Raw genomic sequence first — 14,628 nt, 5'->3', positions numbered from 1 at the left:
CCCGTCACGGAGCGTGCACACGATGCACGTCGCCGGATCGGGGAACGGCGAATGCGGGAACCCAGCGTATCCAACACCGTTCGGGATACGCGCAGTTCCGGGAGCTGGCATCAGATGTCACTCCTGGACACTGTTTAGGAACGGTTGTCGATCCCGTGGCCAGGCTGCCAGGGCAACGGCTCTCAGCCGTTGCGACGCACGAGGGCGGCCCTGCGGGCCTCGGCGAGCTTGCGGGCCTCGCCCGCCTTTCGGGACATGCCGCCGGCGCCGCGGGAGGTGCCCTTGCTGGTGCCGAGGCCGCGGAAGGGAGCGTTGGTGTTCTTGGGTCGGGGGACGGCGGGCTCGCCGTCGAGCGGGATCCCGGAGGGAGTCTTGGCGCCGGTGATCCGGCTCAGCTCCGCCTCGCCCGAGCGCACCTTGGTGACGGTCGGCTCGATGCCGGCCACGGCCATCATGCGGCTCGTCACGGCGCTGGCCCGCCAGCACGAGCGTGACCACGCTGCCGGACTCACCGGCGCGGGCTGTGCGGCCCGCTCGGTGCACATAGTCCTTGGCATCGGTGGCACCAGGTGGCGCGGGCAACCGTGCTGCGCCAGCTCCGTGAGATTGCCATGCCCCGCGCTGGTGTTGAGGCGGTACTGGACGGGATCTGGCTCCGCGTGGCCGACCGGGAGGACCAGCATTGCCGTTTGCTGTCCGAGGAGTTCCCCGACTACCGGCTGATGCTCGCGTCACTGGGCGAGGTCACCACCCGTGTGACGGTCTAGGAACTGCTCCTGCGGGCCCTGGAAGAGCACCCCGGCGAGCGCATCTCGCTGCACGTTGCCGCCCAGGAAGTGACGTCGTGTCAGCAGATGACGAGCACCCCGACATCCCGCTCCCGGCTACCGCGACGGATGCAGACCCTCCAGATCTGCTTCGAGCTGACCACGCTCTATCCCGCCGTGAGCACCGCGATCCGGCCCCGACGTGATGCTCGACCTGAGCGGAAACGACCAGCCCGTCACGATCCGCTCCGCCGACCGCGGCGATTTCACCACCCTGGCCATGCCCATCAAGCCCGGCCGCTCCACCTGAGAAAGACGCCGAGGAACACCCGTGACCACCGCACCCACCAGCCCCGACCCGACCATGGAAGCCATAAGCCAAGCCGGCACCGAAGGCCGAGCCGGTGACATCGCTTCTGCCCGCCAGAAGCTTCTGACCCTGTGGTCCGCGGTCGGTGTCACGGGCGACCCGCTTCACCCCGGCTCTCTCGCTCACCACCTGGCAGATCTCTATGAAGGTCCCGCCCAGGCCCTGGCCTGGGACGTCCGGGCCTTGGGTGGCAGACCGCTGGCGCAGGCGATAACGACGCCAGGGCAGAGGAGACCACACACACGCAGAGCGCGGCGTACGGCGGCTCCTGCAAGCCGGCCACCACGCAGCGAAGCCGGTGCCTCGCCAACCGGCACACCGCGTCATCCCGAAGGAATGCGAAACTCGAATTCGGGACGGTCCCACGGCACGGCGGGCGGGTTCGCAAACGCGGTCCCGGTCCGCACTGCACCTGCGCGGTGGTAGAAGCCCTCGGCGGGAAGATGCGACACGACCTTGACACGGTCGAGCCCGGCGGCACGGGCCTCGGACTGCATGTGCGCGACGAGCAGCCGTCCAATACCCCGTCCTTGCGCTTCGTCGGCGACGAACAGCAGGTCGAGCTCCGGTGGAGCGAGGACGAGCGAGTAGAACCCGAGGACCCGGCCTCCCTGCTCGTCGGCGCCGACGGCCACAAAGGCGCGGTGGGCCTCGATGTAATCAGGCCCGACCCGGTAGCCCGCGACTGCAGCTGCGTACTTACCCGCGTAGGCGCCTGAGCCACGCACGAGCCGCGTGAGCCGTTTGGCATCCCGCGCGACGGCCCTCCGTATCGTGATCGGCTGACTGATCGGGGAAGTGCGTGAACTCATCGGGAGAGTATTTCGCACCGGTGCGTGCCGCCGCGCGGCGGGTCGGCTGCTCGGGCAGGATTTCCTGCACCGCTCCCGGGAACCGCCTGCCCAGGCCCCGATCGACCAAGTCACTGCCGCCGCATCGACCGCCCGCCGACAGCAACTGGGACGCCCGAACCGTTGCGGAGGAGCCGGAGAACGGGGTGGTCAACCGCTGCTTTCCCTGGGCCTGCCGCAGCGAGGGTCAGCCTGTGCAGGACGACTTCAGGCTGGCCTCGTGAGCCGCATCAGGAGACGTCGGACTTTGCGTCAGCAAGCGGATGTGTTCTGGTTGATCGCATCAAGTCCCTGGTCGTGCGTTGCGCATAGGCCGTAACGCGTGCCGTCGCCGTGTCCTTGTGCTTCGGGTGGCTCCCAAGAGAACAACCGAGTGCAACGGCGCCGGCGTTGCAACCCACATGTGCGGAAACCCCGCCAGGCCGCGCCCGCGGGGCTTCTCGTCGCACGCCGCTCTCACACTGCCCCATGACGGGGGTTGCGACTGCACAGGTCTGACCAGGTGGAAGACCTCCCTGGCCACGTAGCGCTTGAGGCTTCGGACTATCTAAGGACGTCTCGCCTGGATCATCGAGTAGTAGTAGTCGCGAGCCTGGAACAGGAAGGTTGTGTCCGGGCGAGCCTCCTGCCGCAGGTAGGCCCCGAGGCATTTCTGCACGTCCCAGACCATGGCCCCCATGACGATCCGCCGCACCTGTAGATCCACCTGTGCACGGAAAGACTCTTCATCGCCGAATCCAAGAACGCATGCCGCCTCGATCGCCTCCCTCAGCTCCCGATCCGGAAGCCGGAGGGCGGCGAGCTGCACGACATCCATGCTCCGCCCGAGAGCCTCCCCAAAGTCGGGCGGATCCTCCTGCCCATGCGGGACCGACCAGGCAAGAGCCCTCACCTTCTCCAGTTCAGCCATCATCGTGTCGACGGCCTGATGAGCTAGCGCCTCCCGCCTCTCAGCGCGCAGCAGGCCGGCCTGGCGCCCCTGCTGGTAGACGACGCCAGCGAAGGCCACACCAGCCCCGACGAGCGTCCCCGAAAGCCCGATGACGCCGACCAACACTGGTGTTGACCAGCAACAACGACAACAACAACGCCCGCGCCTTCGAGACGGTGGCCGACGAGGAGCGCCCCCACCGCACCCTCGTGCGCTGGTTCCGCACCGCCAAGTAGCCCCCTGAGCGGCCACTCGATCATGGAACGGTGGGCCCGACTGCGTCGCAGTACAGAGGCCCACCGCCCTGGTCCCACTCAGAAGCGCGAGTGAATCCACATAACCATCAGACCGGCAACCGTCGTGCTGGCTCCATACGCGGCTCCGTGCAGTGCGCGTATCACGAGTGCCCGCCGGTAGCGCGTCGCCTCCCTGATGACCTGCCGAGCTTTGGCCAGAGTCCATCTGGGCAGGCTGCGGCTCAGCCGCCTATCCTGCATAGCGCTCCTTCCATCGTTCCACCTGGTTGGGGTTGCGTCTGGGGGCTCCGTTCTCGTCCTCGGTTCCAAGGCCAAATGGCGAGTTCTGGGAGCCCCCTGACGTCAAAAAACATACGCATCTAGCAATACCGGGGTCGACACACAAACCGGCCGTCATGACGACGGATCTCGTAACGGTCCGTCACAAAGGATGAATTTCGTAACCGACCGTCACAAATGACGCCACTTCGACGCTCAAGCCGTCGAGATCGAGCCATACGGCTCGGATGATCACCCGTGCGCTCGACGCGGTCATGTCGCATCCTGGCCTCACGTCCGGCGTGCCCGGGCATAGCCGCCCTGAAGGCCCGCCACCGTGCGGGCCATTGTCATACCTGGCACCCGTTCGTGTCACGAGAGCATCACTCGGCCTTCACCCCTCCCCCACGCGACGCATGATGCTGCTCCAGCTCATCGAGCAACCCTGGGGGGACACTATGCGCATCCGTACCATCGCGGCCGGCCTCGCCGCCGCAACGCTGCTGACGCTCACGGCATGTGAGGGCACAAGCGACACCAGCTCCAGCAAGCCGGACACCACCGCCGAGGACACCAGCAGCCAGACGAAGCAGGACACCGAGGCCGAGACGGACGAGCCCACGGAAGCGCCCACGGACGACGCCGGCGCCGCCGAGCCGGAGAAGGCAACGCTCCCGAACCTCGTCGGCCAGGACCTCCAGGCCGCCCAGGACGCGGCGCAGGCCGCAGGCTTCTACGTCCTCGACGACCAGGACGCCAGCGGCCAGAACCGCTTGCAGGTCTTCGACCGCAACTGGACCGTGTGCAGCCAGAAGCCCACAGCCGGCACGCACCCCACGGACACGGCCGTGACCCTGTACGCGGTCAAGGACGACGAGACCTGCTGAACCGCTCTTGACTGGCCCGGCTGCCCTTCCCCGGTGGCCGGGCCTTCGCATGTCCGGAGATGACCTCGTGGCCGTCAACAAGGACAAACGCGAGTCGACGAGGACGACTATCGGCGCGTGCGCGAGCTCCACGCGCTCGGCATGGGCCGCAACGCCATCGCCCGCGAGATCGGCCGCGCACAGCGCACCGTCAGCGTCATCGCCGCCGAGCTAGAGCTCGTCTTCGACACGTCGATGACCGAGGAGGCCACCGCCGCGCGGGTCGCCCAACTCGCCGCCCTCCGCGCCGATACCGCCCTGCACCTCCACCTCGACGCGCTCAAGCTCACGCAGCAGATGTGGGAGCCCGCAGTTGTCTTCAACTTCGGGGGCAAGGACAACACCTTCCGTTCCCGCGAGGCCGCCGAGCCGCCGGCCGCCGACAAGAAGTCCCTCATGACCGCAGCCGCGATCGCCCTGGAGAAGTCCCTCAAGCTCGTCCCGCCCGCGGACGACGCCGGCGCCGAGGACGCCCGCTCGATGCTCGATCAGCTCATGGTCGGACTGAAGGCCGCGTACGACCAGGCCGTGAGCGAGGAGGGCGGTGCCGACGAGGAGGCGGAGGGTGGGTCTCCTTGATGCGTTGCCGCTGTCCCGCAGGCAGATCATCTCCGTCGTACAGGCTGACGCCCGGATCAACGCGTGGGGGGGGCTCGGTACGTTCGGGGAAGACCATCGCGAGCCTCCTACGCTGGCTGATCTTCATCGCGAACGCGCCGACCGGCGGCGAGCTCGTCATGGTCGGGCGCACCTGCGACTCCCTGTACCGGAACGTGATCGCGCCGCTGACCAACCCGGAGATCTTCGGGAAGCTGGCGCAGATCCCAGACCCGCACAGCCCCTCCGATGGTTTCCTCCTCCTCGGGAATCGACAGATCGAACCGGCCGCCGCCGGTCACGACCACAGGACGCCCATCCAGATGCGCCACCGTCAGGGCGGAGACGACATCGTCCGCTTCGAACTGTGGCCTGTCGTCGACGTCGGGGGCGTCCTCGTCCCACACGCCGTTCTCGTGGTACCAGGCGTCTTCCGGTCAGGCGGCGTCGAGCTCCAGGGGACGCTCGGCGCATGCGCCGCCGGTGAGGTCGCAGGTCCGCAGGCTGCCGTCGGCGTCGACGCCGACCGAGACGAGAACACCGTCCACCTTCATGGCAGGAAGGGTCTCGTGGCTACGGTCATGGGTGTGGCCGGAGAAGTGACGCAGCATTCGATCATCAGTCGTGCGCCGGACTCTAACCCCCAGCACTGACAGCCCAGTTGGGGTCACCGCACCGGCACACCCACATGCGTCAGGACCGCCTCCACCAACTCCCCCACCGGGCGACCACCCGTGTCCATACGAACCAGCCCGTACGCGTCCACGGCCTGCGCCACCAGCGACTGGAACCGCTCGGCACGGGTGAGAAACCTGTCCACCAAGTACCGCTCCCCGTCCGCCAGTTCCTCGTAGCGGGCCGACGCCCGCATGCGCTCGCGCAGCACCGCCTCGTCCGCCGTGAGCCACACCGCCCGGGTGTGCGGGACGGCGGTCAGCCCCGCGACACGGGCGGGCCACAGCGCGGAGCCCTCCAGGACCAGCCCGGGACCGTCGCCGGTCGCCCGCTCGGTGATCAGCTCCTCGATGCGCGGCCACAGGCGTGCGTAGTGGTCGAGCACCGACCGGATGAGCTCGTCCACGGAGAGGGTGGCGTAGTGCTCGGCGACATGCGGCGGCGGTTCCCACTCCGGCGTCCGCCAGGGCCGCCCCGGATGCCGGGCCAGCTTGTCCGTCGAGCGGCACTCGAATCCGAGCCGCTCGGCGACGGCCCTGGCCACGGTCGACTTGCCGGTGTGGGAGGTTCCCCCGATGAGCACCACGCGCAGGTCCTGCATGCCCTCGACCCTACTCACGCCTGCTCAGCCCACGGCGAACTCCCGTATCACCGTGTTCCGGAACACCGCCTTGCCGCCGATGGTGAACAGCGCGAGCCCGGTGTCGGCCGGGTCCGGGAAGACCTCGGTCGAGTGCACGTACCGGCCGTCGTCCACGAACATCTCGATGGACGTACGGTCGATCAGGATGCGCAGCCGTACGGTGCCCGCGGACGCGTCGAAGGGGCTCCTGCTCTCCTGCCACCGGCCGCTGCTGTCGGGGCTCACGGTGTATCCGCGGTTGACGAAGGCGTAGTCGCCGTAGATCCCGGCGTCGATGTGGCGTCCGCCGTCGGAGGAGCGCCGCAACTGGAGCCCCGCGCCGGTCAGTTGGTCCCAGGTGATTTCGGTGGACACCTCGTAGGCGGTGCCCGTGTAGCCGAGCAGGAGGTTCCCGTCGACCTCCAGGTCGCCGAGGTCGACCGTGCGCGAGACATGGGCGTCGAGACCGGCGACCGGCTGGGAGGCGAGGTAGTAGGAGCCGTTCGCCGCCCGCTTCAGCGTGACCTCGCGGACGATCGAGTCGGTGCCGTTGAAGCCGTCGCACTCCATGGTGGGCGTGGTGCCGGCGTAGTCCCAGTGGTTCATCCAGCCGATCGCGTACCGCGCCGCCGGGTCGAGCGTGCCGTCCGCATCCCGCTTCTCGAAGGTGACGGCCGCGTACCAGTCCCAGCCGTGGTCGAGCCACTGCGGATCGTTCAGGTCGGGTGTGAACGTGGTGCCGTCGAAGGACCCCGTCCAGTAGGCGTAGGTGCTCGGCAGCCCGGATCCCTTCCCGTTGGCGCTCACGCCCAGCACCCATTTCCAGGTGCCGTCCGCCGCCCGGATGCGGAACAGGTCCGGGCACTCAAGGACGCCGATGCCGCCCTTGATGAAACCGCCGACGTACGTCCAGGACTTCAGGTCGTCGGAGTGGTACATCCCGACCTTGTCGTTCTCGGCGAGCGCCATCACCCAGCGCCCGCGCTCCTCGTCGCGGATCACCTTCGGGTCGCGGAAGTCCCGTACGCCGGGGTTCGCAAGGACCGGGCCGGTGCCATGCGGGGTGAACGTACGGCCGCCGTCGGTCGAGGAGTACAGGTACTGCGCCTGGGCGCCGTCGCCGGGCGCCATGGTGGCGAGGACGATCACCGCGCCCGCGCCGAACCCCGCCGTGTTGCCGGTGTCGATCACCGCCGAGCCGGACCAGACGTCGCCGTTGGGCGTGGTGTCCTTCGGCACGGCGATCCCGCGGTCGGTGAAGGAGACCAGGTCGGTGCTGGTGGCCAGGCGCCAGGCCGTGCCGGCGGCCGTGCCGCCCGTCGAGTAGTCGGGATTGTAGAGGTAGTAGTAGTGGTACTCGCCGTCGATCCACACCGGCCGCTGCGGGTCGTTCATCCACTGGTCGGGGACGGTGAAGTGGTACTCGGCGCGATAGCTGCCCGCGCACGCGGTGGCCGTCTGCGCGGCCGCCGCCGCGGGTCTCGGACCGGTCGGCAGTAACGCACCGGCCGCACCCGCGGCCGAGGCCAGGAACAGCGACCTCCTGGATATTCCGGGCATGCCAGATGCGCCACGCATGGTGCGGCTCCCTTCCCCGACGGCGTCGTCGGGACTGCGGCTCGTGTGGAGCAGCACTCTGGGACCTAACTCGTTAAAGGTCAAGTCGTTCACGCCTATTGACAGGGCCGTGACGGGCTTCTCATCATCTGGGGCATCACTACTCGACTAACACGAGTTAGGCCCGCTGCATGACCGACCCGAACCTCACCCGCCGCACCTTGATGCGGTACGGCGCCTACGGCGCGGGAGCCGCCGCGCTGGCCGGTACCGCCGCGAGCTGGGACCGGCTCACCGGAGCCGACATACCCGGCCGGGACGACGGCTCCCTCGTCGTCGCCACGCTCGGCCCGGCCTACGGGCCGGAGGCGATCCGCACGCTCACCGAGGGCTTCAAGGAGGTCCATCCCGACATCAAGCTGCGGATCAACGCGGTGCAGGCCGTCGACTGGTCGGACTTCTTCGCGAAGATCCTCACCCAGATCGCGGCGGGCACGGCGCCCGATCTGGTGTACGTCGCCACCGAAGGCGTCCAGCTGTTCGCGCAGCGCCTCGGGGTCCCGCTGGACGACTGGGTGAAGCGGGACGCCGAGGAGCTGCGCGAGTACTTCGCCGACGTCCATCCCTCGCTGGTGGAGTCGATGATGTACGAGGGGTCCCTCTACCAGCTGCCGGTCGAGTTCAACGCGGCCGACATCTACCTCAACAACCAGGTGCTGAAGCGGGCGGGAGCCGGTTTCCCGGCTGCCGACTGGACCCGTGACGACTTCACCGCGCTGCTGCGCGACATGAAGAAGTCCAGCGGCTCCCAGTTCACCCCGTACTTCTGGACCAACCGGCTGTGGGGCGGCGTCGTGCCGTGGCTGTTCGCCAACGACACCAATCTGCTCACCGAGTCCAAGGCGCCGGGCGGTTCCTGGCTGTGGGACTCCTTCTATCCGGCCGCCGTGCGGGAGGGCCGCGGGGGCGGCTTCCGCTGGACGACCCCGCAGGCCACGCACGAGCGCGTGGAGGAGGCGTACGACTATCTCGCCTCCCTCGTCCAGGAAGGCCTGTGCACCCGGCCCGAGGGCGGCAACGGCCAGAACCTCATCGGTGTGTTCTCCACCGGCCGGGTCGGCGTCACACCGGCCGGCGGCTTCTGGGCGGGCGGCCTGCATCTGGCGGGCATGGAGCCGGGCTCCTTCGACGTGCAGTACTTCCCGCGCTGGCGTACCCAGCGCATGCAGTTCGGCGCCGCCGGCTACGCGCTGCTGCGTACCTCCGAGCGGCAGGAGGAGGCCTGGGAGTTCATCAAGTACGCGGCTCGCAAGGACACCCTGACGCGGCTGTTCGAGACCAACCAGACCACTCCCGCGCGCCGCTCGATGCTGACCGCCGACCGCTACCGGGAGATCGGCCCGGACCACTGGCGGGTCTTCTACGACACCCTCGACAAGTTCCCCGACACCGGGCCGATCCCGGCGCCGCCGCAGGTCGCCGAGGTCGAGCAGGTGCTGCTCAAGCACACCGGTACCGCCCTGGCCTCGCGGCGCTCGGTGGCCCCCGCGCTGCGCCGGATGCAGAGCGACCTGGAGAAGGCCATGGAGCGTGACGTATGACCGACACGACGAACACCCGGATACCGGCCGTACGGCCGAAGCAGCCCCCCGCTCCGGCGGCTGCCGCGCCCCGGCCCTCCACCCGCGACCGCGGCACCCGGCTGCTGGCCACGCTGTTCCTGGCGCCCACGATCGTCGGGATCGTCGTCTTCACGGTCGTCCCGATCGCCGGGTCGGTGGTGCTCAGCCTGTTCCACTGGAACGTCATCGACGACCCGGCGTTCGCCGGCGGCGCCAACTACCGTGAGGTCTTCACCGATTCGACGGTGCTGGTGTCCTTCCGCAACACGCTGGTGTTCATGGTGTTCGCGGTGGCGCTGCAACTGCTGGTCGCGCTCACCCTCGCCCTGGCGGTGAACGAGCGGATGCCGGTGTGGCTGCGCTCGGTGTTCCGGTCGGCGTTCTTCTTCCCGCTGGTGCTGTCCGCCGCGTCGATCTCGGTGGTGATGAAGTACCTGTTCAACCAGGACTTCGGGGTCGTGAACTGGCTGCTGGGGCTGGTCGGGATCGCTCCGGTGCCGTGGCTGACGTCCGAGAACGCGGCGATGGCGACCGTGATCCTGGTCTATGTCTGGCAGCAGTTCGGGTTCTCGTTCCTGCTGTTCGTGGGGGGTCTGAACAACATCCCCAAGGAGATCCACGAGGCCGCCTCGCTCGACGGCGCGACCGGTCTGCGCAAGCACCTCAGCGTCACCCTGCCGCTGCTGTCGCCCACGCTGCTGGTGGCGTCGGTGGTCGGCATCATCAACGCGCTCCAGGTCTTCGAGCAGCCGTACGTCCTCACCAACGGCGGGCCCGGTGACGCCACCCGGACCGTGGTGATGGTCATCTACGAGAGCGCGTTCGAGCAGCTCCGCTTCGGCGAGGCATCGGCGGTGGGTGTGCTGCTGTTCGTGCTGATCATGGCGGTCACCGCCCTCCAGTTCCGGCTCAGCCGGCGTTTCGTCCACTACCAGTGAGCCGGTGAGCCTCCCATGAGCCAAGCAACCCTGTCCCTGAGCCGTACCCGGCACTCGCTCGCGCCGTGGGCCCGGATCGCCGCGCTCGCCGTATGCGCGCTGCTGACGCTGGGCCCGGTCATCTGGACCGTCTCCACCTCGCTGCGCACCCCGGCCGAGGCCTTCGACCTGCCGCCGAGCATCATCCCGACGCACCCGTCCACGGAGGCGTACCGCGGGGTCTTCGACCAGCTCGACGTCTGGCTGCTGGCCCTCAACTCGACGCTGGTGACGGCGCTGATCGCGGTGGGCCAGATGATCACGGCCGGTCTGGCCGGGTACGCCTTCGCGCGCCTCGAATTCCGGTTCAAGAAGCCGCTGTTCGGGCTGGTCCTGGCGACCATGATGGTGCCGTTGCAGGTCACCATCGTGCCGGTGTTCCTGGTGCTGAAGTCGATGGGCCTGACCGACACCCTGCTCGGTCTGATCATCCCGGCCTTCCCGACCGCCTTCGGGACCTTCCTGATGCGGCAGTACTTCCTGGGCATGCCCAAGGACCTGGGCGAGGCGGCGATGCTGGACGGCTGCGGGCCCTGGCGGACCTTCCGGTCGGTGTACGCGCCGCTCGCCGCGCCCGGGCTGGCCATCGTCGGCGTGCTGGCCTTCAACTACCACTGGAACGAGTTCTTCCGGCCGCTGATCCTGGAGACTTCCGGGCAGAACTACACCCTCCCCCTGGGCCTGGTGTCCCTCCAGGGCAACCTCGGCACCGGCTCCATCTCGGTGGTGCTCGCCGGTGTCGTCCTGTCCATGATCCCCGCCGTCGCCGTGTTCGTCGTCGGTCAGCGCCCTCTGCGTGAGGGCATCACGTCCGCAGGAGTCAACCGTTGAGCCTCGCCGCTCAGTCGACGGACCCGAACGCCCCGCGCTTCCGGGTCCGTCCGCCCGCCAACTGGATCAACGACCCGAACGGCCCGTTCCGTTGGCGGGGCCGCCATCACCTCTTCTACCAGCACAATCCCGACGCGCCGGTGCACACCAACGTCCACTGGGGGCATGTCTCCAGCGCCGATCTCGTCGTCTGGGAGCATCATCCGATCGCCCTGACCCCGACACCCGGCGGCCCAGACGAGGCGGGCTGCTGGTCGGGGTGCGTGGTCGACGACGACGGTGTGCCGACGGCCGTGTACACGGGCGTCGACCGGGAGCACACCGGTCTCGGCTCGATCTGCCTGGCCCGGGCGCTGATGCCGGAGGACGAGACGCTCACCGACTGGCGGCCGCTGCCCGCGCCGGTGGTGACCGGCCCGCCCGCCGGTCTGGACGTGGTGATGTTCCGCGACCCGTTCGTGTTCAGCAGTGGGGGGCGGCGCTGGGCGCTGGTCGGTGCGGGGCACGCCGACGGGACCGCGTCGGTGCTGCTGTACGACTGCGACGACCTGGCCGACTGGCGGTTCGCCGGGGTGCTGCTCGACGGCAACGACCCGGTCGCGGTGGACGTGTTCGGGGACAAGGCCGTCGGCTGGGAGTGCCCTCAGCTGTACGCGACACCCGGCGGGGAGTGGGTGCTGGTGGTGTCGCTGTGGGACGGGGACCCTTGCTCCACCGGCTACCTGACGGGGCGTCTGCAGCCGTACGGCGACCACGGGTTGCGTTTCGAGGCCCGCACCGGCGGGCGGCTGGACCACGGGCGGGACTTCTACGCGCCGGCCGTGCTCCAGGAACCGGACCGGGCGCTGCTGTGGGGGTGGTCCTGGGAGGCACGGGAGCAGAGCGAGGTCGATCGCGCCGGGTGGGCGGGGGTCCTGACCGCGCCGCGGGTGGTGGACGTCCATGCCGACGGCGCCCTGCGGGTCGTACCGGCTCCGGAGCTCGAACTGCTGCGGGCGGCCGAGCCGTTCGTCACGGAGGCGGGCCGTCGGGCCGTGCTGCCGGAGGCGTACGACCTGACGGTCACCGCGTCCGGCCGCACGAGAGTGAGTCTGCTGCGGTCCGCCTCGGGTGCGGAGCTGACGGTGGTGCTGGACCCGGACGAGGGCACGGTGACGCTCGACCGGGGTGACTGGCCCCGGACCGGGCCCGAGGGGGCGGCGCCGGTCGTCGTACGGGCGCCGGCCGGTGAGGTGCGGATCCTCGTCGACGGCTCGCTGCTGGAGCTGTTCGTCGGCGACCGGGCGACGGTCACCGAGCGGGTCTACCGGCGGCCGGACGATGTGCCCGAGCTGGCGGTCACCGGTTCCGCCGCGGCCGTCATGGGCTGGGAGCTGGTCCCACCGACGCACGACTGATCACCGGGCAGGCCAGGCGCCGTACCGTCGCGGGCGGCGTCCGGCCCGTGTCGATGGTGTCGAGGAGCAGCCGGGCAGCCGCGTCGCCCATTGCCCGGTGCGGCAGCGCGACGCTGGTCAGGGGCGGGGTGAGGAACGCGGCCATGTGCTCCTGGTCGTCGTAGCCGACCACCGACAGGTCACCGGGGACGGTGATGCCGAGCCGGGTCGCGGCGTGCAGGACGCCCGCCGCGACCCGGTCGTTGTAGCAGAAGACCCCGGTGGGGCGCTCGGCGGCGGGGACGCCGTCGAGGACGCGCAGCGCGCCCTCGTAGCCGCCGTTGATCTCGCCGCCGCTCCTGACGACCCACTCCTTGGGGACGGTGATCCCCTCGGCGCGCAGCGCGTCCCGGAAGCCGCGCAGCCGGTCGACGGAGGCGATGTCGTCCTGCCCGCCGACCATGGCGACCCTGCGGTGCCCCTCGTCCAGCAGCAGCCGGGCCGCCGTACGGCCGCCCGCGCGCTCGGCGGGGATGACGGCGGGCAGGGAGTCGTCCTCGGGGAGGCAGTTGGCGAGGACCGAGTGGGTGCGGTGCAGGCCCTCGGGGACGCGGACGCGGCGCAGCGACATGGCCGCGTAGATGATGCCGTCCACGCGCCGGTCGAGGAGCTCGGCGACGGCCGCGTCCTCCTTGGCCGGGTCGCCGCCGGAGTCGATGGTCAGGACGAGGTGCTCGCTGTCCCAGGCGGTCTCCATGGCGCCGCGCAGCAGCCGCCCGGCGAACGGCGAGGAGGCGATCTCGTCGGTGACCAGGCCGATCACGGCCGTACGGCGGCGGCGCAGGCCGCGGGCGACGGGGTCGGGGCGGTAGCCGAGCTCGGCGGCGGCGCGGCGGATGCGTTCCTGGGTGGCGGGCGAGAGGTTGCCCTCGGCGCGGCCGTTGAAGACGAAGGAGACCGCGGTGTGCGACACGCCCGCGAGCCGGGCGACATCCCGTGACGTGGGACGTCCCGATCCCGTGGCCCGCTTCTCCCCGGTGCCGCCCATGCCGTCCGCCGCCCTCATCCCCCACCCGTCCGGTTGATCGATCCTCACCCTATCCGTGACGCTGGAAGGACGGCACGGTCGAGGAAAGGAGCGACAGTGATCAGCATTCCGGCGCACACGCTCAACGACGGTACGACGCTCCCCGCCCTCGGTCTGGGCACCTGGCCCATGCCCGACGACCAGGCGGAACAGGCGGTTCGCGACGCCCTTCAGCTGGGCTACCGGCTCGTCGACTCGGCGATGAACTACTGCAACGAGACGGGGGTCGGCCGGGGCGTCGTCCGCAGCGGTGTGCCGCGCGAGGAGGTGGTCGTGGCGACGAAGCTCCCGGGCCGGCACCACGGCTATGAGCAGACGCTCGTCTCGTTCGAGGAGTCCCGGCGCCGTCTGGGTGTCGAGTACGTCGACCTGTATCTGATCCACTGGCCGAACCCCCGGGTCGACCAGTACGTCGACTCCTGGCGGGCCATGATCAAGCTGCGCGAGGACGGCCTCATCCGGTCGATCGGGGTCTGCAACTTCGCGCCCGGGCACATCGAGCGGCTGGAGCGGGAGACCGGTGTGCTGCCGGTGGTCAACCAGATCGAGCTGCACCCGCTGTTCCCGCAGGACGAGCTGCGCGCCTTCCACGCCGGCAAGGGCATCGTCACCGAGAGCTGGGCGCCGCTGGGCCGCGGCAGCGACCTCCTGGACGACCCGGCCCTGAAGGGCGTCGCCGACCCCCTCGGGGTGACGGCCGCCCAGGTCGTCCTGCGCTGGCACATCCAGCTGGGCGCGCTGCCCATCCCGAAGTCGGCGAACCGGCGGCGGCAGCTCGACAACTTCGACATCTTCGGCTTCTCCCTGGACGACACCCAGATGGCCGTCGTCGCCGACCGGGTCCATCGGCGCATCCACGGGGATCCCGAGCTGTACGAGGAGTTCTGAGCGCCGTCGCGGGGTACCCGGGGCGCTCGGGAAGGA

At 69.6% G+C, this 14,628-nt stretch carries 13 protein-coding genes and 2 pseudogenes; 8 read left to right on the top strand and 7 right to left on the bottom strand.

Annotated features, from left to right (window positions below; genetic code table 11):
- Nucleotides 1-182: 182 nt before the first annotated feature.
- Nucleotides 183-561: pseudogene (locus ACFWYS_RS43600) on the bottom strand (RNA helicase); the annotation flags it as partial.
- Nucleotides 562-614: 53 nt separating this feature from the next.
- Between ACFWYS_RS43600 and ACFWYS_RS43595 the strand changes: the two are divergent.
- Nucleotides 615-1,077 (top strand): annotated as a pseudogene (locus ACFWYS_RS43595) (transcriptional regulator); the annotation flags it as partial.
- 383 nt (nt 1,078-1,460) lie between these two features.
- On the opposite strand, the gene ACFWYS_RS43590 reads toward ACFWYS_RS43595, so the two are convergent.
- Complete coding sequence (locus tag ACFWYS_RS43590) at nt 1,461-1,949, bottom strand: GNAT family N-acetyltransferase (protein ID WP_384782049.1); 489 nt, start codon at nt 1,947-1,949, stop codon at nt 1,461-1,463.
- A gap of 586 nt (nt 1,950-2,535) precedes the next feature.
- On the bottom strand, nt 2,536-3,042 hold the full coding sequence (locus tag ACFWYS_RS43585) for a hypothetical protein (RefSeq protein WP_384782047.1): 507 nt from the start codon (nt 3,040-3,042) through the stop codon (nt 2,536-2,538).
- 850 nt (nt 3,043-3,892) lie between these two features.
- Here ACFWYS_RS43585 and ACFWYS_RS43580 point away from each other — a divergent pair.
- Together ACFWYS_RS43580 and ACFWYS_RS43575 are read left to right on the top strand one after the other, a co-directional pair.
- Complete coding sequence (locus ACFWYS_RS43580) at nt 3,893-4,321, top strand: PASTA domain-containing protein (RefSeq protein ID WP_384782045.1); 429 nt, start codon at nt 3,893-3,895, stop codon at nt 4,319-4,321.
- A gap of 117 nt (nt 4,322-4,438) precedes the next feature.
- Nucleotides 4,439-4,939: a hypothetical protein gene (locus ACFWYS_RS43575; RefSeq protein WP_384782043.1), complete on the top strand. Its 501-nt coding sequence runs from the start codon at nt 4,439-4,441 to the stop codon at nt 4,937-4,939.
- A gap of 107 nt (nt 4,940-5,046) precedes the next feature.
- Here ACFWYS_RS43575 and ACFWYS_RS43570 read toward each other — a convergent pair whose 3' ends face one another.
- From ACFWYS_RS43570 to ACFWYS_RS43560, 3 genes are all read right to left on the bottom strand, one after another.
- Nucleotides 5,047-5,364, bottom strand: coding sequence for a hypothetical protein (locus tag ACFWYS_RS43570; protein ID WP_384782041.1), 318 nt, complete (start codon nt 5,362-5,364; stop codon nt 5,047-5,049).
- A 260-nt stretch (nt 5,365-5,624) separates the two neighbouring features.
- A complete protein-coding gene (locus ACFWYS_RS43565; RefSeq protein WP_384782039.1) occupies nt 5,625-6,233 on the bottom strand; it encodes an AAA family ATPase in 609 nt (202 codons plus the stop codon).
- Nucleotides 6,234-6,257: 24 nt separating this feature from the next.
- Nucleotides 6,258-7,814, bottom strand: coding sequence for a glycoside hydrolase family 32 protein (locus ACFWYS_RS43560; protein ID WP_384782058.1), 1,557 nt, complete (start codon nt 7,812-7,814; stop codon nt 6,258-6,260).
- A 188-nt stretch (nt 7,815-8,002) separates the two neighbouring features.
- Between ACFWYS_RS43560 and ACFWYS_RS43555 the strand changes: the two genes are divergently transcribed.
- From ACFWYS_RS43555 to ACFWYS_RS43540, 4 genes are read left to right on the top strand one after another with little or no spacing between them, the layout of a single operon-like run.
- Entirely contained in the window at nt 8,003-9,412 is a 1,410-nt protein-coding gene (locus tag ACFWYS_RS43555) for an extracellular solute-binding protein (protein WP_384782037.1), read from the top strand.
- Entirely contained in the window at nt 9,409-10,371 is a 963-nt protein-coding gene (locus ACFWYS_RS43550) for a carbohydrate ABC transporter permease (protein WP_384782035.1), read from the top strand. The genes ACFWYS_RS43555 and ACFWYS_RS43550 overlap by 4 nt, the downstream gene beginning before the upstream one ends.
- A 15-nt stretch (nt 10,372-10,386) precedes the next feature.
- Nucleotides 10,387-11,241 carry a carbohydrate ABC transporter permease gene (locus ACFWYS_RS43545; protein ID WP_384782033.1) on the top strand — a complete coding sequence of 285 codons (855 nt, stop codon included), beginning with the start codon at nt 10,387-10,389 and terminating at the stop codon, nt 11,239-11,241.
- On the top strand, nt 11,238-12,638 hold the full coding sequence (locus ACFWYS_RS43540) for a glycoside hydrolase family 32 protein (protein WP_384782032.1): 1,401 nt from the start codon (nt 11,238-11,240) through the stop codon (nt 12,636-12,638). The genes ACFWYS_RS43545 and ACFWYS_RS43540 overlap by 4 nt, the downstream gene beginning before the upstream one ends.
- On the opposite strand, the gene ACFWYS_RS43535 is transcribed toward ACFWYS_RS43540, so the two are convergent.
- The gene (locus ACFWYS_RS43535) at nt 12,601-13,665 is read right to left on the bottom strand and encodes a LacI family DNA-binding transcriptional regulator (protein ID WP_384782056.1); all 1,065 of its coding nucleotides are present in this window, start codon (nt 13,663-13,665) and stop codon (nt 12,601-12,603) included. The two genes, ACFWYS_RS43540 and ACFWYS_RS43535, sit on opposite strands and share 38 nt — an antisense overlap.
- A gap of 96 nt (nt 13,666-13,761) precedes the next feature.
- Here ACFWYS_RS43535 and ACFWYS_RS43530 point away from each other — a divergent pair, with 96 nt between their 5' ends.
- Nucleotides 13,762-14,592 (top strand): aldo/keto reductase, encoded by an 831-nt coding sequence (locus ACFWYS_RS43530; protein ID WP_384782030.1) that lies wholly within the window; start codon nt 13,762-13,764, stop codon nt 14,590-14,592.
- The last annotated feature ends 36 nt before the right edge of the window (nt 14,593-14,628 follow it).

It is taken from the genome of Streptomyces sp. NPDC059010 (genome assembly GCF_042740355.1).
In the GTDB taxonomy this organism is placed as follows: domain Bacteria; phylum Actinomycetota; class Actinomycetes; order Streptomycetales; family Streptomycetaceae; genus Streptomyces.
Note: the sequence above shows the minus strand (reverse complement) of the source record. Positions and strands in the feature narration are given on the sequence as shown.